Below are 18799 nucleotides of genomic sequence, written 5' to 3' on the forward strand. Positions count from 1 at the left end.
GAGATTATCGGCATGCGCGAACCACTGTCAGCCCGGCTGTACTTGCTGACCAGTTCGCCGGGGTGCGCCCGAAATCTTGGGGATGAGGCCGACGGTTTTCAGCCCCCGCAGCCCCCGCAGCCCCCGCAGTGCCTGCGGGGGCTGCGGACGGCGCTGAGCCGTCGCGGGTCGTGCTCTTCCACGCCGGGGGCGTACGTCAGCGCAGGCTCTCCGCGACCTCCGTGACGTGCCGGAGGGTCGGGCGGGCGATGAAGCGTGCCAGGTGGGACATGAACTCCTTCTCCCGCGCCGGGGGCACCAATTGCGAGGCCACCCGTGCCAGCATCGTCAGGAGGGTCACCGAGTCGCCGCCCAGGGCGTGGAAGTCCGGCTCCTGGCCCAGCCGGGTCGCGGGCAGGCCCAGGGTGTCGGACCAGATCTCCGCCACCGCTGCCTCGATGCCCGAACGTTCCCCGGCCGGCTCCGATTCCTGCGACGGCTCCCCGGATGTCGCGAACGGGGTCGGCAGGGCGGAGACGTCGACCTTGCCGTTCGGCGTCAGCGGCAGCTCCGGGATCACCAGGGTCGTGCCGGGGACCATGTAGCGCGGCAGCCGCTCGGCGACGTACGCGGCGAGCGCGTCGGTCGGTACCTCCGCGTCGTCGAGCACCACCCACGCGTACAGCGCCTTGTCGGTCGTCCCCGGGCGCGGCAGGCCCGCCACGAAGGCGCTGGCCACCGCGGGGTGTTCCTCCAGGGTGTGGGCGATCTCGGCCGGCTCCACCCGGTGGCCGTGCACCTTGACCTGCTCGTCGGTGCGGCCCGCCGACTCCAGCTCGCCGGACGGCAGCAGCCGGGCCAGGTCACCGCTGCGGTAGACCCGGGTGCCGTCGGCGAGGCGCAGGAAGCGCTCCGCGTTCAGATCGGGGCGGCCCCGGTAGCCACGGGCGAGCTGGTCCCCGGCCAGGAACATCTCGCCGACCTCGCCCGGTTCCACGAAGCAGCCGCGCGCGTCCAGCAGGTGGATGTGGGTGCCGGGGGTCGGCAGGCCGATCGGGACCGACGGCAGCTCGGCATCGCGCGCCGGGTCGAACTCCCGGGACATGCAGCCGATCGTCGTCTCCGTCGGACCGTATTCGTTGAAGATGCGGCACTGCGGGCCAAAGATCTCCTGTGCCCGCGCGGCGACCGAGCCGCGCAGCAGCTCGCCCCCCGCGACGACCGTACGGAAGCCAGTGGGCCGCAGCCCCAGCCGGCTGATCAGGTCCAGGTGGGTCGGGGTGAGCTTGAGCGCGTTGGCTCCCGAGGAGGTCAGCATCTCCCGCAGCACCACGTGGTCGAGGTCGTCCGGGACCAGGGCGATGGAACCGCCGACCAGCAGCGGCAGGAACAGCGCCGTGTTGGACAGGTCGAACGCCAGCGAGGTGAACAGCGGGTAGCAGGTGGTGTCGTCCACACCGTAGGTACGGATCGCCCAGTCGGCGAACACCGTCAGCTGGGCGTGCTCGATCTCCACACCCTTGGGGCGGCCCGTCGAGCCGGACGTGTAGATGATGTACGCGAGATCGCCGGGCCGTACGCCGCCGTCGCTGCCGGTGGCCGGGCGGCCCCCGCGGCCGGCGAGATCCTCCAGGACCGCCGCCTCGCAGCCCACCGGCACCAGGTCACGCTTGGCGAGCGCCCGGTCGACCAGGCACACGCTCGCGCGGGCGTCCCGAAGCAGCCCGGACAGGCGCTGGTCGGGGTGGGCCGGGTCCAGCGGCAGATACGCCGCCCCGGCCTTGAGCACGCCCCAGATGCCCGCCATCGCCGCGACGGTCCGGCCCGCCGCCAGACCCACGACCGAACCGCGGCCCAGCCCCCGGTCCCGCAGCTCCGCCGCGATCGCGTCCGCCTTGCGGCTCAGCTCCGCGTAACTGACCGGCCCCTCCGGCCCGTTCAGCGCGATCGCGTCCGGCGTACGGGCCGCCTGCGCCTCGAACTGCTCCACCACCGTCCCGGTCCGGGCCGGCGGCAGGGCCGGGGCGTTGCCCGCCCACTCCCTGCGGTGAGCGGGCGACAGCTCTTCCTCGATCGCGTCGAGAAGCGCCTGGGCCCGCTGGGCGGTCCCGGGGCCGTCGTGCCAGCCGATGGTGATCTCCGTACGGCCGTCGAACTCCAGCAGGTCCACCTCCGGCGGACCGACCGGACCGGAGTTCGGCAGCGCGAAGACGTCGGTGGCCCGGAAGGCCGGGGTGCTCAGCGCGTCCGGGGTGATCCTTCCCATGCTGGAGAGCGTCGCGAGGGCGGAGTACTTGTTCTGCGCGGCCGAGTACGCGTCGAGCTCGGAGATCTGACGGCGCAGGATGTCCAGTGGCACGGACGTCATGACGGTGTCGGCGCGGGCCGCCAGGTCGTGCCCCTCGGCCAGCAGCGTCAGCATCCGCTCATGTGCCTCCTCCCACCCCGCGTCGGCATCCACCTCGAACAGCGGGTTGTGGGTGAGGTTGCCTGTCGAGCGCAGCTCGGGCGCGTAACGGCGCAGGTCCACCGGAACCATGAAACGCCCGGTCCGCACACCGCGGGCCCGGGCGATGGCGAGCGCCACCTTGGCGACCGCACCGGGGTGCGATCCGTCGATGGTGCGGCGGCGCCAGAAGAAGCCCCGGTTCTCGCCGCCGGCGGCCCGGGGGCCCAGCGCGGACGGCCAGTCCAGATCCGCCTGGATACCGGGGGAGGACTTCACGCCCGCCGCGTCGAGCCGGTCGAGCAGCTGCGCCTCGCTCACCGCGTCCGGCGCCCCGAGCAGCGGCTCACCGCGCAGCGCCCGGAACACCTCCTCGGCCCAGAACATCAGGCCCTTGCCGTCGAGCGCGCCATGGAAGGCACGGAAGACGATGTGCGTACCCCCGGGGTGCCCCGACAGCAGTACCTCGCAGGTGGGACCGCCGTCGCCCATCAGCGGGCGGTGCAGGTCCGGTGCGTCGGCGGCAGGGTCCAGGCTGCCTTCGGGCAGCTCCCGCACGGCCGGTGCCTCACCGCTGTCCGTCCAGGTCATGCCCGTACGGGTGAGACGGGTACCGGGGCAGGAACGCGCCGCCCGCTCGACGGCGGCGGCCAGCTCGGGCCGGCTGATGAGCCCGGTGCCCTGCACGAACAGATGCATGACACCGGGCACCGAGTCCGGATAGACCAGGAACCAGGCCTCCATGGGGGAGACCGGCCGACTGTAGATGGTGGGGTCCGCCCCGATGGGCATGGTCTGCTACCTCTCCTTGGTGTTCAGCGGTCCCGGATTGTTCAGCGGGCCGGGTGTCGAGCTCTGCAGCACCTGGCCGCCGTCCGGCCGCGACGCGCGCGACCTCCGGTGGTCGATGTGTACGAAAATCCGCTGGAGCCAGCGGTCAGCGCCGTCATAGCGCGGCTGGAACGCGTTCCGGCCGTGCAACGCCATCCGGTTGTCGACCAGCGCGAGGTCGCCCGGAGCAAGCAGAAGCTCCTGATAGCTGTGGTCGACCGCCTTCTCCAGCAGGAGCAGAGCATCGGCCGCGGTGTCGTCCAGCGCCGTCGTGCTGCTGAAGTCGACCGTCAGGTCCGGGTCGTCGACGCTGCCGGTCAGCACACCGCGCGGCTCCTCGCTGCCCGGCGGCATGGCGAACGACGCCGGTGCGGCAATCGTGAAACGCGGCTCGTGCAGGATCGCCCGGACCGGCTCCGGGAGCAACGGCACGATGCGGCGGACCGACGCTATGCGCAGCTTCGCCACGTTCGCGTGGTCGTTGCGCACACACATCAGGCCGACGAAGTCCGGACGCAGCGGGTGGAAGGCGTTCTCCGTGTGCATGTTCAGCTTGGCGGAGCCCGCGTTGCCCTGGAAGCTCTCCATCCCGGGCACCGGCACCACGTCCTGCACCAGGGCGCCGGACTTCTCCTTGTCGAAGGCGACCACCTCGCCCAGAGCCATGCCGATGAGGGCGAGAGCCGCGGCCGGCACCGTGACGGTGCGCTGCACCGAGCCGGCGACGGACGGCGTGGCCGGTGTCTCGCCGGGCGCATGCTGCGGCAGGTTGCGCAGCAGCAGCATCGCGTCGGTACCCGGATCCCAGGTGAACTCCCGCAGCCGGGCCCGCAGTCTGGCCGGCAGCTCGCTCGACAGCGAGCGCGCGGCGGCGATCCAGCGGGGGTCGTCGATCAGACGGGGAGCCGTACCGGACAGCTCTTCGGCCAGGGCGGTGAGTTCGGCTTTCTCCGCATCGTCCAGGTGCAAGACCGGATCGACGATGCTTGCCACCTCCGTATGGGAAGACATAAGTCTCCATTCGTTGTCGAGATGTCGTGAGCGAATGCCAAGTGCTTTTCGAGCAGGCTACGAGCGCCCAGAAACGTGGGCAACCCTTATCGGTAGGGGTGTCACCCCTACCGTTGAAGGACACTTGCTGCAAGGACACTTGGTGCCACTCAGGAAACCGGAGTTCGCTCTCGGAGGCACGCTACGGTGGCTGCTCTCACAGCTCTTTGGCGGCGGCCGATAAATTCGCCAAAAACAAGTTCCGGCAGCCTGTCGGCCACGGTCAGGGATTCAGAATTCGAGCAATCGGAAGCGTTGATAACCTTGAGCGCACAGACGACGGAAATAGAACCTTCGCAGCTCTCCGGATCGCTGGAGTGCGCGGACCGAGAATTCGCTGGAATGGGGTTCGGTGAGTTCGGCGAAATCGGGCGGGCCGCGACGTTCAAGCGGAACCGCCCCCGTGTCGGCCACATCTCGTTCCTGAACTGCCTGCCCCTGTACTGGGGCCTGGCGAAGACCGGCAGCCTGCTCGACCTCGACGTCACCAGGGCGAGCCCCGAAATCCTCAGCGCCGCCCTGGCCGAGGGCCGGCTGGACATCGGCCCGATCAGCGTCTTCGAGTACCTCAAGCACGCCGAGGACCTGGTCGTCCTGCCGGACATCGCGATCGGCAGCGATGGCGACGTGCAGTCCTGCCTGATCTTCAGCAAGGTGCCGCTCGACGAGCTCGACGGCGCGAAGGTCGCCCTCGGCTCCGCCAGCCGCACCTCCGTCCGCCTCGCCCAGCTGCTGCTCGGCGAGCAGATCGGGGTGCGCCCCCGGTACGAGGTCACCGAACCCGATCTCGACGTGATGATGCGCGACGCCCAGGCCGGTGTGCTCATCGGCGATGTCGCGCTGCGCGCCGCCCTGTACGAGGCCCCGGGACTCGGCCTGCAGGTGCACGACCTCGGCGGAATGTGGCGGGACTGGACGGGACTGCCCTTCGTCTTCGCGGTCATGGCCGTCCGGCGGGAATTCCTGGCCCGCGAACCCGGAATCGTCCACCGCGTCCACGAGGACCTCAGGATCGCGCGGGACCTCTCCCTGCAGGAAATCGACCTGATCTGCGAACAGGCCGCAGAATGGGAGACGTTCACTTCGGAGACGCTGAAGGACTATTACCTCAACGGCCTCGACTTTGATTTCGGACCACGGCAACTCGCTGCCCTCACCGAGTTCGCACGCAGGGTCGGTGGACCGGAAGCCGGATTCCCCACGGATCTGCGGATCGACGTCCTCGGACTGCATCCGCAGGGGCAAAACAGGGGGTGACAGGGGTTCAGCCCCGTATCCCGGCGGATCAAACTGTCCGCAACACTCCGGACCGGAGTCCGCCGCTCGGCGTGCTGGGTCAAGAAGGCGCAAGAAGGCGTAAGCAGGCGCAAGAGGGCCGAGCAGGCCAAGTGGGCCGAGCGGGCCGAGCGGGCCGAGGCCAAGAGGCGCCGAATCGAGAGACGGATATGGTGACATGCTGCGTGCCGAGCTGATCCGCCCATTCCCTGAAATTCTGCGGGGGCACGCCGAACGGTCCGCTGGGAAAACGGCATTCCGCGACGCGCGCAGGGCCGTCACGTACGCAGATCTGGAGCAGCGCACCGGTCGGCTCGCCGGACATCTGGCGGCCCTCGGGCTGGAACCCGGGGACCGTGTCGTGATCCTGCTCGGCAACCGTGTCGAGACCGTCGAGAGCTACCTCGCGGCGATCCGCGCCGCGGCCGTGGGCGTCCCCGTCAACCCGCACTCCGCCGACACCGAGCTCGCCCACATCCTCGCCGACAGCGGCGCCCGCGCCGTCATCACCGACCCGGCACATGTCGACCAGGTCCGGCGCGCGGGGTGGGGTGGGGGCGCCGGTGGGGCTGGTGGGGCTGGTGGTGCCGGCGTTGGTGCTGGCGCTGCTGGGGACGCTGCTGGTGCTGGTGCTGGGGAAGCTGCGGGCGCTGGGGGCCGGGCGCCTGTTCTGGTCGTCGTTCCGGACACCGCCTTCCCGGAACCCGCCGTGGGACCCGGCACCGTCTGCTACGAGACGCTCGCCACCACCGAACCTGTCACCCCCGCCCGGGACTCCCTCGGCCTGGACGACATCACCTGGCAGCTGTACACCTCCGGAACCACCGGCAAACCCAAGGGCGTGCTCTCCACCCAGCGGAGCGCCCTGTGGTCGGTCGCCGCTTCGTACGCGCCGATCGCGGGGCTGTCCGCCGACGCCCGGGTCGTCTGGCCGCTCCCGCTCTTCCACAGCTTCTCCCACATCGCGTGCGTCGTCGGCGTGACCGCCGTCGGCGCCACCGCCCGTATCCTCGACGGCTTCTCGGCCGAGGACGTCGCGGCCGCCGTGCGCGAGGAGTCCGCCACCTTCCTCGCCGGCGTCCCCGCCCTCTACCAGCATCTGGTCGACGCCGCCGACGGACAGTCGCTCCGGGGCACCGGACTGCGCACCTGCATGGTCGCCGGCGCCATCACGACCGCCGCGCTCCAGACGGCCTTCGAATCGGCGTACGGCGTACCGCTGCTCAACCTCTACGGCAGCACCGAGGCCTGCGGCGCCATCACCATGAACACCGCCACCGGCCCCCGTGTCGAGGGCTCCTGCGGCCTGCCCGTCCCCGGCCTCGACGTACGGCTCGTCGATCCCGACTCCGGACGGGACAGCGCACCGGGTGCCGAGGGCGAGATCTGGGTCAAGGGCCCCAACGTGATGGCCGGATACCACAACCGGCCCGAGGCCACCGCCGAAGTACTCACCGACGGCTGGTACCGGACCGGTGACCTCGCCCGCCGCGCCCCGTCGGGCCACATCACCATCAGCGGCCGACTGAAGGAACTCATCATCCGCGGTGGGGAGAACATCCACCCCACGGAGGTCGAGGACGTCCTGCGCGCCCTGCCCGGCGTCGCCGACGTCGCCGTCACCGGGAAGCCGGACACCGTCCTCGGCGAAGTACCGGTGGCCTTCCTCGTGCCCGGCCCCGAAGGACTGCCCGCCCCCGCCGAACTCCTCGCCGCCTGCCGGACCCACCTCTCGTACTTCAAGGCCCCGCACGAGTTCCACGCCGTCGCCCGGATCCCCCGTACCGCCTCGGGCAAGATCACCCGCCACGCCCTGCTCGACCACCCCGCCCGCCTGTTGGCCGCGTCCACCGCTGACCACATCCTCCACCGCCCTCGGTGGTCCCCCCTCCCGGCCACGTCCGGCGGCAGCCGGACCGCAGCGCAGGGGAGCTGGGCGGTGCTCGGAGGGCGTGGCGACGAGCCGGCGTCCGTACCCGGGCCGGCATCCGTACCCGGCCTGGTGTCCGCGCTGCGGAACGCGGGGGCCACCGTACGTACCCATCCCGATGCGGCCTCGCTCATCGCCGATCTGGCCGCCGGTGCCGCGCCGCCCGACCGGGTCCTGCTCCTGCCCCTCGCGCACACCGACCCGGTCGCCTTGGCTCACCCGGATCCGGTCGCCGTCGTGGACGAGTTGACCGGGGCGGTCGACGAACTCCTCGCGTGCGGCGCCCTCCAGGCCGCCCGACTCGTCGTGGTCACCCACGGCGCGGTGTCCACCGGTCCCGGCGACCCGCTCCGGGACCCGGCCCAGGCAGCGGCACGCGGTGCCCTGCGCACCCTTGACGACAGCCACCCCGGCCGCTGCACCCGCATCGACCTGGAAGCGCCCGTCGCCGAGGGCCAGGACCTGCTCGCACCCGAGGAGCAGGACCTGCTCGTTCTCCTCGACGCCGTCGACAGCGGCGTCGGTGAGGGCGCCGTCCGCCACGGCCGGATTCTCGTCCCCGGGCTGCGCGACATCGCCCACATCGGGTCCGGGGCATCCTCCGACAGCCCACTCGACCCCCGGGGCACGGTCCTGGTCACCGGTGCCGGGGACCCGGCCAGGGCCGACCTCGTCCGTCACCTCGTCCGTCACCTCGTCAACGCCCACGGTGTACGGCGCGTCGTGCTGCCGTACACCACCGAGGAGCACGCGGCGACGGCCCTGAGCGCCGAACTGGCGGACACGGAAGCCGAGATCACCGCCATCGCCGTCGACCCCGCCGCCGTCGATCACGCAGACCCGGCCGCTTTCGCCACCCTGATCCCGCACGCCCTCTCCCTCGTGGTGCACACCCTTCCCGCCGGGCTGCGCGCGGCCGTCGACACCACCCTGCCGCTCCAGCACATCGCCGGGCCCGCCCGCCTGCTGCTGATCGCCCCGCCGGGCACGGGTCCCGCCGCCGAGGCGTTCGCGCGCGCCCTCGCAGCCCAGCGCCACGCACGCGGCCTGCCCGCTCTCGCCCTGACGACCGGAGCCGGCCTCACGGGCCGCGCACGCACGGCCGCGTTCGACGCCGCACTGCTGCTCGACGACGAACACTGCCTCGTCGCGGACCCCGATGCCACCGCGACGGCCGAGCCCGCGCCGCAGCCCGCAGCACCCGAACCCGCAACCGTACGGCGACTGCGCGACGAGCTCGCGGGCCACAGCGAGGATGAACAGCTGCGGAGCCTCCTCGAACTCGTCCGTACCCAAGCCGCCGAGGTCGCCCAACTGCCCACGGCACACGAGATCGAGCCGGACCGGGCGTTCAAGGACCTCGGCTTCACCTCCCAGGCGGCCGTCCGGCTCCGCAGCCGTCTCACGGCCGCCACCGGCCTCGTCCTCCCGGCCACCCTGGCCTTCGACCACCCCACACCGGAAGCCGTCGCCCGCCACCTCCACGCACTCCTGATCAGCACCAACACCACCGTTGCTCCCGCCACCTCCGTAACTTCCGCTACTTCCGCACCTTCCGCTGCGTCCGATGCTGCTGACGAGCCGATCGCGATCGTCGCCATGGCCTGCCGGCTCCCCGGCGGCATCGCATCACCGGACGACCTCTGGCAGATGGTCGCCGACGGCGGCCACGGCATCACGCCCTTCCCCGAGGACCGGGGCTGGGACCTGACCGCCCTCTACCACCCCGACCCGGAACACCCGGGCACGATGTACGTCCGCGACAGCGGATTCCTGCACGACGCCGCCGAGTTCGATGCCCACTTCTTCGGCATCAAGCCGCGCGAGGCCCTCGCGATGGACCCGCAGCAGCGCCTTGTCCTGGAGACCTCCTGGGAGACCCTGGAGCGCGCGGGCATCCCTCCGCGCTCATTGCGCGGTACCCGGACCGGCGTCTACGTCGGCCTCATGAACCACGACTACGCCAGTGACACCGGTGCCGCCCTCGGTGCGGCCGAGGGATACGTGTGCACCGGCACGGCAGGCAGCGTCGCCTCCGGCCGCGTCTCCTATGTCCTGGGCCTGGAGGGCCCGGCGGTGACGGTGGACACGGCCTGTTCGTCGTCGCTGGTCGCCCTGCACCTGGCGGCCCAGGCACTACGGGCGGGGGAGTGCGACCTGGCACTGGCGGGCGGTGTGACCGTCATGGCGGGGCCCGGCTCGTTCATAGAGTTCAGCCGCCAGGGGGGCCTGGCCGCCGACGGCCGGTGCAAGCCGTTCTCGGACGACGCGGACGGCACCGGCTGGTCCGAGGGCGTCGGCATGCTCCTGGTCGAGCGGCTCTCCGACGCCCGCCGTAACGGCCACCAGGTGCTGGCGGTCGTCGCCGGTTCCGCCGTGAACCAGGACGGTGCGTCGAACGGTCTGACGGCTCCGAACGGTCCGTCGCAGCAGCGTGTCATCCGCCAGGCCCTGGCCAGTGCTCGGCTCTCGGGCGATCAGGTCGATGCGGTCGAGGCGCACGGTACGGGTACGAAGCTGGGTGATCCGATCGAGGCGCAGGCGTTGTTGGCCACGTATGGGCAGGGTCGCCCGGAGGGTCGGCCGTTGTGGTTGGGGTCGTTGAAGTCGAACATTGGTCATACGCAGGCTGCGGCGGGTGTCGCGGGTGTGATCAAGATGGTTCTGGCGATGCGTCATGGTGTGTTGCCGCAGACGCTGCACGTCGATGCGCCTTCGTCGAAGGTGGACTGGTCGGCGGGTGCGGTGGAGTTGCTGGCGGAGGCGCGGGAGTGGCCGGAGGTGGGCGAGCGTCCGCGTCGGGCGGGTGTGTCGTCGTTCGGGATCAGCGGGACGAACGCGCACGTGATTCTGGAGCAGGCGCAGGAAGAGCCGGCATCGGTGGAGATGCCGGTTGATGAGTCTGTGTTGCCGGTGGTGCCGTGGGTGCTGTCGGCGAGGTCGGAGGAGGCGTTGGCGGGTCAGGCGGAGCGGTTGCTCGGTCTGGTGGGCGGCGCTGCTCCGGTGCTGGATGTGGGTTTCTCGCTGGCTGTGACGCGTACGGCGTTCGAGCACCGTGCGGTGGTGGTCGGCGAGGACCGTGAGGCGCTGCTGCGGGCGGTGGCCGAGGGCCGGTCGGTGCCGGGTGTGGTGCGTGGTGCTGTGCGGGGTGGCCGTTCGGCGTTCTTGTTCTCGGGTCAGGGTTCGCAGCGGGCCGGGATGGGGCGTGAGCTGTATGAGGCGTTCCCGGTGTACGCGGACGCGTTCGACGCGGTGTGCGCTGAGTTGGACCGGCATCTGGACGAGCCGGTCGGGGATGTGGTGTTCGGTGGGTCGGAGCTGATCGACCAGACCGTGTACACGCAGGCGGGGTTGTTCGCTGTTGAGGTGGCGCTGTTCCGGCTGCTGGAGCACTGGGGGGTGACCCCGGACTACCTGCTCGGGCACTCGATCGGTGAGCTGGCCGCCGCGCATGTGGCGGGTGTGTGGTCGCTGGAGGACGCGGCGGCGCTGGTCGCGGCGCGTGGGCGTCTGATGCAGGCGCTCCCGACGGGCGGGGTCATGGTGGCCGTCCAGGCGACCGAGGCGGAGATCCTGCCGTTGCTGGTCGACGGTGTGTCGATCGCCGCGCTGAACGGCCCGGACTCCGTCGTCATCTCCGGTGACGAGGACGCCGTACTCGCGATCGCGTCCGGTTTCGGGAAGACGAAGCGGCTCCGGGTCAGTCACGCGTTCCACTCGCCGCGCATGGAGCCCATGCTCGCCGAGTTCAAGACCATCGCGGAGGGCCTGACCTTCCACGCACCGAGGCTGCCGATCGTTTCCAACCTGAGCGGCGAACTCGCCGGTGAGGAGCTGCTGACGGCCGGCTACTGGGTGGACCATGTCCGCCAGGCGGTCCGATTCCTCGACGGGGTACGCCACCTCGAAACCCAGGGCGTCACGACGTACCTGGAACTCGGCCCTGGCGGTGTCCTCTCCGCGATGGGCCAGTCCTGCGTCACCGACGACCAGGCAGGTTTCGTACCGGCCCTGCGCAAGAACCGCACCGAGACCGAAGCGCTCGTCGCAGCCGTGGCCGAACTCCACGTCCGAGGCAAGGCCGTCGACTGGACGGCCTACTACGCGAACACAGGCGCCCGGCGCACCGACCTGCCCACCTACGCCTTCCAGTACCAGCACTACTGGCTGGTGTCCTCAGGCGGTTCGGCGGGGGACCCTGGCGATCTCGGCCTCGAATCGGCCGGACACCCGCTGCTCGGTGCAATGACCGAGATGGCCGGTGCCGGCTCGGCCCTCTTCACGGGGCGCCTTGCTGTCACCTCGCACCCCTGGCTTGCCGATCACGTCGTCATGGGCACGCGGCTCGTCCCGGGTACCGCCCTGGTCGAGTGGGCCCTTCATGCGGGCGAGCGGGTGGGTGCCGCAGTGCTGGAGGAGCTGACCCTGCAGGCTCCGCTGGTCCTGCCCGAACAGGGCGCCGTAGTCGTGCAGATCGCGGTGGAGGCCCCGGCGGAGGATGGGCGGCGTGTCGTCCGCGTCCACTCGCGTGCCGCCGCCGACATCGGTGGCACCTGGGTTTCGCATGCCTCGGGTGTGCTGGCAGACGCCTCGGCAGCGGACGCCGAGACGCTCGCGGACTGGCCTCCCACCGAGGCCGTCGCGGTCGAGGTCGATGCCGTCTACGAGGAGCTCGCCGGACTCGGCCTGGAGTACGGGCCGGCCTTCCGCGGCCTGCGCGCCGTCTGGCGGCGCGGCGACGAGGTCTTTGCCGAGGTGGCACTGCCGGAGGCGCTGCGCGGCGCCGCTGACGGCTTCGGGCTTCATCCCGCGCTCATGGACGCCGCCCTGCATCCCATGGGCCTGGGCACCAGTGCCGGGCTGCCCTTCGCCTGGAGCGAAGTACGGCTGCACGCGGTGGGTGCCGAGCGGCTGCGGGTGCGGATCACTCGGACCGTTGATCCGGCGGACCCGGAAGGTTCGGGCGCCTCGATCGTGCTCGCGGACGGTACGGGTGCTGCCGTGGCCTCCATCGGCTCGTTGGCGCTGCGGCCCGTGACGCGTGAACAGCTGGTGGAACGGACCCACGGTTCCGGCGAGGGTGCCCGGTCCCTGTACCGGATCGGCTGGAGCCCGCTGGACGCGGCTCGGCCGGTCGCCGGCGCGGCCGCGGAGGCCGATGTCATCGAGGTGCCGGGCCCGGCCGATGGAGTGGACGTCGTGGCCGACGTACACCACCGGGTGACGCGGGCCTTGGAACGGTTGCAGGTGTGGCTGTCCGAGGAGCGCCCCGAGGACGAGCGGGTGGTCGTGGCCACTCGTGGTGCTGTTGCGATCGAGGGCGAGGAGGTGCGGGACCTCGGTGCCGCCGCTGTGTGGGGCCTCGTACGTTCCGCCCAGTCCGAGCACCCTGGCCGCATCGTTCTCATCGATACGCACCTGGACCACGACCACGGCCATGCTCACGGCAACGATCAGGATCTGGATCCGGGCGCGCTCGTCGCCGTCGGAGAGCCGCAGCTCGCCGTGCGCGGCCGACAGCTCCACGCCGCCCGCCTGATCCGGACGGCCCCCACCGGGACGGATGACGCTGCCGCCGGGCGCCCGGATGTCGAGGGCACGGTCCTCGTCACCGGTGCCTCCGGCACGCTCGGCGGCCTGATGGCCCGGCACCTCGCCGGATCCTGGGGTGCGCGGGATCTCGTCCTGGTGAGCCGGCGCGGCGCGCAGGCACCGGGTGCCACCGAACTCGTCGCCGAACTGGAAGCCCTCGGCGCCTCGGCCCGTTTCGAGGCGTGCGATGTGGCGGACGGGCAGGCCCTTGCCACGCTCGTCGGCGGAATACGTGCCACGGGCCGGCTCGCTGGTGTCGTGCACACCGCGGGCGTCCTCGACGACGGGGTGTTCGGCTCGCTGACCGGGGAGCGCCTCTCGGGTGTGTTCCGCCCGAAGGCCGACGCGGCCTGGCAGTTGCACGAACTGACCGCTGACCTGGATCTCTCCTTCTTCGTCCTGTTCTCCTCGGTCTCCGGCGTGGTCGGGCAGCCTGGCCAGGCCAACTACGCGGCGGCGAACACCTATCTGGACGCGCTGGCGCAGTACCGCCGGGCCCGAGGGCTGCCTGCCACCTCCCTCGCCTGGGGGCCGTGGGCCGAGGGTGGCATGTTCGGGAGGATGAGCGAGGCCGACGTACGACGGCTCAGGCGGTCCGGAATGGTGCCGATGTCTTCGGCCGAGGGGCTGGAACTGTTCGACACCGCGGTTGCGTCCGGTGAGCCCGCCGTCGTCCCTGTCCTGCTCGACCTGCCCGAATGGCGCCGTGCGGCCTCGGACAGTGGCGTCGTCCCGCACCTGATGCGGTCGCTCGTACGTGTCGCACCGCGACGGGCCGCGAACGAATCGGGCGGGTCCGCGTCGGAGGAGTCGCTGTGGACCCACCTGGAGGCGCTCGACCCGGAGGAACGCCGGGGCGCCATGCTGGAAGTCGTCACCATGGAGGCCGCCGCGGTGCTCGGCCACGCGCCCGGGTACCGGATCAAACCGCAGCAGACCTTCAGCGAACTGGGCTTCGACTCCCTGACGGCCGTCGAGCTCAGGAACCGGCTCGGTGCCGCGACGGGCCTGCGGCTGCCCCCGACGCTGATCTTCAACTACCCGACGGCCGAAGCCCTGGCCGCCCACGTCCTCGGCCTGGCGGCTCCGTCCGGTGCCGGTGCCGGTGCCGGCCCCACTCCGGCTCCGGCCGATCCCGGTGCGGAACTGCAGCGGCTGGAGGCGGTGTTCGCCGCGCTCACCCCCGAACGGGTTCGGGAACTGGCCCCCGACGGCGAGGCGATGGACGAGGTGGCGGACCGTCTGAAGGCCCTGGCATCGCAGTGGCGCGAGGCCCGGGAGGCGCTCGCCGCCGTGGCGGAGAACTCCGACGTACCCGATGGGCCCCACGGAGCCGACGGGGCCGACGGGGCCGACTCGGTAGACATGCGTGAGGAGCTGGACTCCGCGACGGACGACGAGCTGTTCGCGCTGATCGACCAGCGCTTCAGCGCCTCCTGAACGACGCAACTGCTGAGCGACGCGACTGCTGAGCGACGCGGCTGAGCGACGCGACTGCCGAACGACACAACTGCTGGACGGCAGAGCGGCAGAGCGACAGGGGAGAACGACAAAGGGCCTGCCCCGCCGTCCCGGCGGGGCAGGCCCGAAGGGGGCCGACGTGCGTGGTGGGCTACTCGGCGATCTTGGTGCGGCCGACCCACTGGAAGGTCTTGGGGCCCGGCCCGATCCCGGTGCCGGCTTCGACTGCGGCGTCGAGGGGCGTGTAGTGCTCGTACCCGTTGCCATAGCGGATCTTGATCTTCTCGTCGGAGAAGATCACCTCGTTGTTGTAGTCGGCCAGATTTACGGTCCCGGAAAGGTCGACAGGCCCTCCTTCGAGTCGGACGGGGCCCTTCGCCGTATCGGCGGAGATAGCGATGATATTTGGCATGGGAACACCTCTCGTCTCGATTTCGATTCTTCTTCGCGTACCCCGTTCCAGGCACCCCTGATTCCCCCCTATAGGGGGCCAGGGATTTGAGTAGGGGGCACCCTCTCCTGATCTCATGAGGGTAACTATCGTTAATTCGTATGCCGTTCGGATCGGAATCCCGGACGCCGGAAAAGGCTGGAAGGGGATCTTCTGGTGGAAACCTTGGGGATAGACGCCCGAATGCAGCCCGTGTACCGCGCGCTCCTGGAACGGAACGGCCGGCGGGCGGCCGAACTAGCCGCCTGCCTCGGCCAGGAGGAGGACAGCGTCGACGAGGCGCTCGGCCGTCTCGCCGAACTCTCCCTGGTCCGCCGCCTGCCCGGCAGCCCCGCCGTCTGGACCGTCGTCGCACCCGAGCTCGGACTGGGCGCCCTCCTCGCCCGTCAGGAGGCCGACCTCGCCCGCCGCGCCCACGAGGCGCACGAGAGCCGTGCCGCCGTCATGTCGCTGCTGGCAGCCAACGAACCCCGCCGCACCGGGACCGCCGACGCCGGAGTCACCCGCCTCCGAGGCCCTGAGGAGATACGGCTCGGCCTCGGCCGGCTGTTCCGCCAGGCCGCCGGGGAGATCGCCTGCGTACTGCCCGGCACCTCCGGACTCCAGCACGTCCTGCAGGGCGAACCCGACACCGCCGAACGAGCCCTGGCCCGTGGCGTCCGTATCCGCGCCCTGCACCTCACCGGCGCCCGCAACAGCGCGACCCGCAGCGCATACGGCCGTCGGCTCGCCGACTTCGGCGCCGAGATCCGGACTGCCGCGACCGTGCCCGTACCCCTGACCGTCGTCGACCGCTCCGTCGCCGTCGTACAGAGCACCCTTGACGACGAGACGGGCACGTCCGGCGCCGCCGACCTCGTGACTTCCCCGGTACTGGTGACTGCCCTGTACGCCTTGTTCGAACGCGAATGGGCCGCGGCGCTGCCCGGCGGCGCACAGCCGCAACGGCGCGAGAACGGGCTCAGCGACCAGGAACACGCGCTGCTGGAGCTGCTCTGCGAGGGACTCACCGACGAGATGGCCGCCCGCAGACTCGGCGTATCCCTCCGGACCGTCCGCCGCACCATGTCCGACCTGCTCACCCGCACCGGCGTCAGGAGCCGGTTCCAGATCGGCGTGGTCACCGGGGCCCGCGGCTGGACCGACGCCCCGTGCACCGGCCTGCGCGCCGTACCGGGCCCCCGCCCGGCCCCGGACGGAATGCCGGACGGAATCCAGGACGGAATCCCGGAAGGGGCCTCACCAAAGCGCCGGACCGCCTGACTTCCCGCACCCCCAGCACCCCCAGCACCCCCCGCACCTCCAGCGCCCTTCTGCGCACCCCAGCACCCCCCGTACCCCCGTACCCCCGCACCCCCGCACCCCCGTACCCCCGTACCCCCGTACCCCCGCACCCCAGCACCCCGTACAGGAACCACCACCACCGACCGATTCAGAGGGCAGGGACAAGGACATGGCAGAGAAGTACGACGTGATCGTGGCCGGCGGCGGGTCCGCCGGTGTCGCAGCGGCGGTCGCCGCTGCCAGAGCGGGTGCCCGCACCCTGCTCGTGGAGCGCGGACCGTGCCTGGGCGGCGCGGCCACCCTGCGCAACGTCCTCACGTACTGCGGGATCTACACCCGTGAGGACCCGCCCCGCCAAGTGGTCTTCGGCATCGCCGAGGAGGTCCTGGCGGCGCTGCGCGCCGAAGGCGCCGTCACCGACCCGCAGCGCTTCAACGGCGTGTGCGTGGTGTTCGACCCCGAGGCCGTCAAACGCGCCCTCGACAGACTGTGCGCCGAGGCCGGTGTCGACGTGCGTCTGTACAGCCACGTCGCCGAGGCCCGCCGCGAGGACCGACGCGTCACATCCGTCCGTATCGCCGACCACCGCGGCATCACGGAGGTCACCGCCGAGGCCTTCGTCGACGCCACCGGCGAGGCCGATCTCGCCTCCTTCGCCGGCTCCGCCGTCCGCTACGGCAATGACGGCATGGTTCAGAACGGCTCCTTGGGTGTCCGCTTCGGTGGAATCCCGCCGCACGCGGACGTCACCCGCGCCCGCGTCTCCGCCGCAGTCCACGCGGCCCGCGAACGCGGCATCGGCCCGCTGGTCTCCGCCAACGGACTGGTGGCCCGGCTGCCGTTGTCCGGCGACGTCATCGCGTACATCGTCGACGAGGGCTACGACGCCCGGGACTCCGCCGAAGTCAGCCGGGCCGAGGCCAGCGCCCGGGTCCAGGCCCGTGCCTACCTCGACGTCATACGCACGCTCCCTGGCTGCGAGAACGCCTACATCGTCAGCACCGGGCCCGAGATCGGCACCCGCGAGTCCCGCCACATCGCCGGCCGCTACCGGCTGAGCGTCGACGAAGTCCTCGGCGGCGCCCACTTCGACGACGCCATCGCCGTCGGCGCCTGGCCCATCGAGTACCACCCGGCCCCCGGCGTCCCCTCCCAGTGGCTCTTCATCGACGACGACGGATACTTCGAGATCCCCCTCCGCGCCCTGTGGAGCACCGACACCGACAACCTGTTCGCGGCGGGCCGGAACGTGGACGGGGACCGCATGGCGGGCGGATCCCTGCGGGTCATGGGCACGGCCTTCGCCACCGGACAGGCAGCCGGCATCGCCGCCGCGCTCGTCGCCCGTGACGGCATCGCGCTGAGCACCGAAAACGTGCGCGGCGAACTGTTCCGTCAGGGCGCCCGCCTTCCCGAGCCCGCTCTCACCTGACACCCGCAAAGCGGACCCCGCGAACGGCCCCGACCCCTACCGGAATCCCGAATATAGGGGGAATACCAAGGACTGGAGGGGTTGGGGGAGCGGCCCTCGCCTCCTACCGTCGTCATCAAGTGGCGGGAAAAGCGGAAAGGACCGATCTCTCATATGGCTGTCCCGGAGATAGACCGCGGGCTGTGGATCCGCAATTTCCACGAAATGCCCGGCCGGAAGACCAGACTCGTCTGCCTGCCGCACGCCGGCGGTTCGGCTTCTTTCTTCTTCCCGGTGTCGCGAGCCCTTTCTTCCGAACTGGACGTCGTGGCGATCCAGTATCCGGGACGGCAGGACCGCCGCCAGGAGAAGTGCGTGGAGACCATCGGTGAGCTCGCCCGCCAGATCGTCGAGGTTCTCGACCCGCGGCCCGGCGGACAGCCGATCGCCCTCTTCGGCCACAGCCTCGGCGCCACCCTCGGCTTCGAGATGGCCCGTCTGATGGAGGAGCGCGACGCCGCCCCCGTCCACCTCTTCGCCTCCGGCCGCCGCGCCCCGTCGCGCTCCCGCGACGAGTCCGTGCACCTGCGCGACGACGAGGGAATCCTCACCGAACTGCGCGAACTCAGCGGCACCGACGACCGCGTCCTGGGCAGCGAGGAGGTCCTGCGGATGGCCCTGCCGGCCATCCGCAACGACTACCGGGCCGCCGAGACGTACGTGTACGAGCCGGGGCCCGCCCTGTCCTGCCCCATCACCGTCTTCACCGGTGACAACGACCCCAAGGTCACTCTGGACGAGGCACGCGCCTGGTCCACCCACACCTCCGCCGACTTCCAGATGCACACCTACACCGGCGGGCACTTCTTCCTCACCGACCATCAGCCGGCGATGCTCAGGACGATCTCCGGCCGACTGGCCCCCGTCGCGGTCGGCGCGACGTAGCAACGGCGTAGCGACGACGTAGCGACGGCTTAGCAACAACGCAGCGACGACGCAGCGACGAATACAGCGGCAAACGCAACGACGGACGCTGCGTCACACGTAACGACACAAGACACCGGGACGGGCGGGCGGCGTGGCCGGACA

Annotated in this window: 8 protein-coding genes; 5 read left to right on the forward strand and 3 right to left on the reverse strand. The window is 71.1% G+C overall.

Going from position 1 to position 18799, the window contains the following annotated elements:
• Positions 1-196: 196 nt before the first annotated feature.
• Positions 197-3217 (reverse strand): amino acid adenylation domain-containing protein, encoded by a 3021-nt coding sequence (locus ACFYY1_RS38515; RefSeq protein WP_388594181.1) that lies wholly within the window; start codon positions 3215-3217, stop codon positions 197-199.
• A gap of 6 nt (positions 3218-3223) precedes the next feature.
• Entirely contained in the window at positions 3224-4249 is a 1026-nt protein-coding gene (locus ACFYY1_RS38520; protein ID WP_388594183.1) for a TauD/TfdA family dioxygenase, read from the reverse strand.
• A gap of 399 nt (positions 4250-4648) precedes the next feature.
• On the opposite strand from ACFYY1_RS38520, the gene ACFYY1_RS38525 reads away from it, so the two are divergent.
• Together ACFYY1_RS38525 and ACFYY1_RS38530 are read left to right on the forward strand one after the other, a co-directional pair.
• The gene (locus tag ACFYY1_RS38525) at positions 4649-5563 is read left to right on the forward strand and encodes a menaquinone biosynthetic enzyme MqnA/MqnD family protein (protein ID WP_388594185.1); all 915 of its coding nucleotides are present in this window, start codon (positions 4649-4651) and stop codon (positions 5561-5563) included.
• Positions 5564-5759: 196 nt separating this feature from the next.
• Positions 5760-14543 carry an SDR family NAD(P)-dependent oxidoreductase gene (locus tag ACFYY1_RS38530; protein WP_388594186.1) on the forward strand — a complete coding sequence of 2928 codons (8784 nt, stop codon included), beginning with the start codon at positions 5760-5762 and terminating at the stop codon, positions 14541-14543.
• Between the two features lie 172 nt (positions 14544-14715).
• Here ACFYY1_RS38530 and ACFYY1_RS38535 read toward each other — a convergent pair whose 3' ends face one another.
• A complete protein-coding gene (locus ACFYY1_RS38535) occupies positions 14716-14976 on the reverse strand; it encodes a DUF5988 family protein (RefSeq protein WP_388594188.1) in 261 nt (86 codons plus the stop codon).
• 222 nt (positions 14977-15198) lie between these two features.
• Here ACFYY1_RS38535 and ACFYY1_RS38540 point away from each other — a divergent pair, with 222 nt between their 5' ends.
• From ACFYY1_RS38540 to ACFYY1_RS38550, 3 genes are all read left to right on the forward strand, one after another.
• Complete coding sequence (locus ACFYY1_RS38540; protein WP_388594190.1) at positions 15199-16278, forward strand: helix-turn-helix domain-containing protein; 1080 nt, start codon at positions 15199-15201, stop codon at positions 16276-16278.
• Positions 16279-16468: 190 nt separating this feature from the next.
• Positions 16469-17731, forward strand: coding sequence for an FAD-dependent oxidoreductase (locus tag ACFYY1_RS38545; RefSeq protein ID WP_388594192.1), 1263 nt, complete (start codon positions 16469-16471; stop codon positions 17729-17731).
• A 153-nt stretch (positions 17732-17884) separates the two neighbouring features.
• Entirely contained in the window at positions 17885-18655 is a 771-nt protein-coding gene (locus ACFYY1_RS38550; protein ID WP_388594194.1) for a thioesterase II family protein, read from the forward strand.
• Positions 18656-18799 lie beyond the last annotated feature (144 nt).

The sequence above is a fragment of the Streptomyces sp. NPDC001890 genome, from assembly GCF_042891445.1.
GTDB lineage: Bacteria > Actinomycetota > Actinomycetes > Streptomycetales > Streptomycetaceae > Streptomyces.

Bases quoted from the DNA above. Each gene is read 5' to 3' on its own strand.
- ACFYY1_RS38515 (WP_388594181.1), bottom strand. From the start codon at position 3,217: ATGCCCATCGGGGCGGACCCCACCATCTACAGTCGGCCGGTCTCCCCC.
- ACFYY1_RS38525 (WP_388594185.1), top strand. From the start codon at position 4,649: ATGGGGTTCGGTGAGTTCGGCGAAATCGGGCGGGCCGCGACGTTCAAG.
- ACFYY1_RS38530 (WP_388594186.1), top strand. From the start codon at position 5,760: ATGCTGCGTGCCGAGCTGATCCGCCCATTCCCTGAAATTCTGCGGGGG.
- ACFYY1_RS38535 (WP_388594188.1), bottom strand. From the start codon at position 14,976: ATGCCAAATATCATCGCTATCTCCGCCGATACGGCGAAGGGCCCCGTC.
- ACFYY1_RS38540 (WP_388594190.1), top strand. From the start codon at position 15,199: ATGCAGCCCGTGTACCGCGCGCTCCTGGAACGGAACGGCCGGCGGGCG.
- ACFYY1_RS38545 (WP_388594192.1), top strand. From the start codon at position 16,469: ATGGCAGAGAAGTACGACGTGATCGTGGCCGGCGGCGGGTCCGCCGGT.
- ACFYY1_RS38550 (WP_388594194.1), top strand. From the start codon at position 17,885: ATGGCTGTCCCGGAGATAGACCGCGGGCTGTGGATCCGCAATTTCCAC.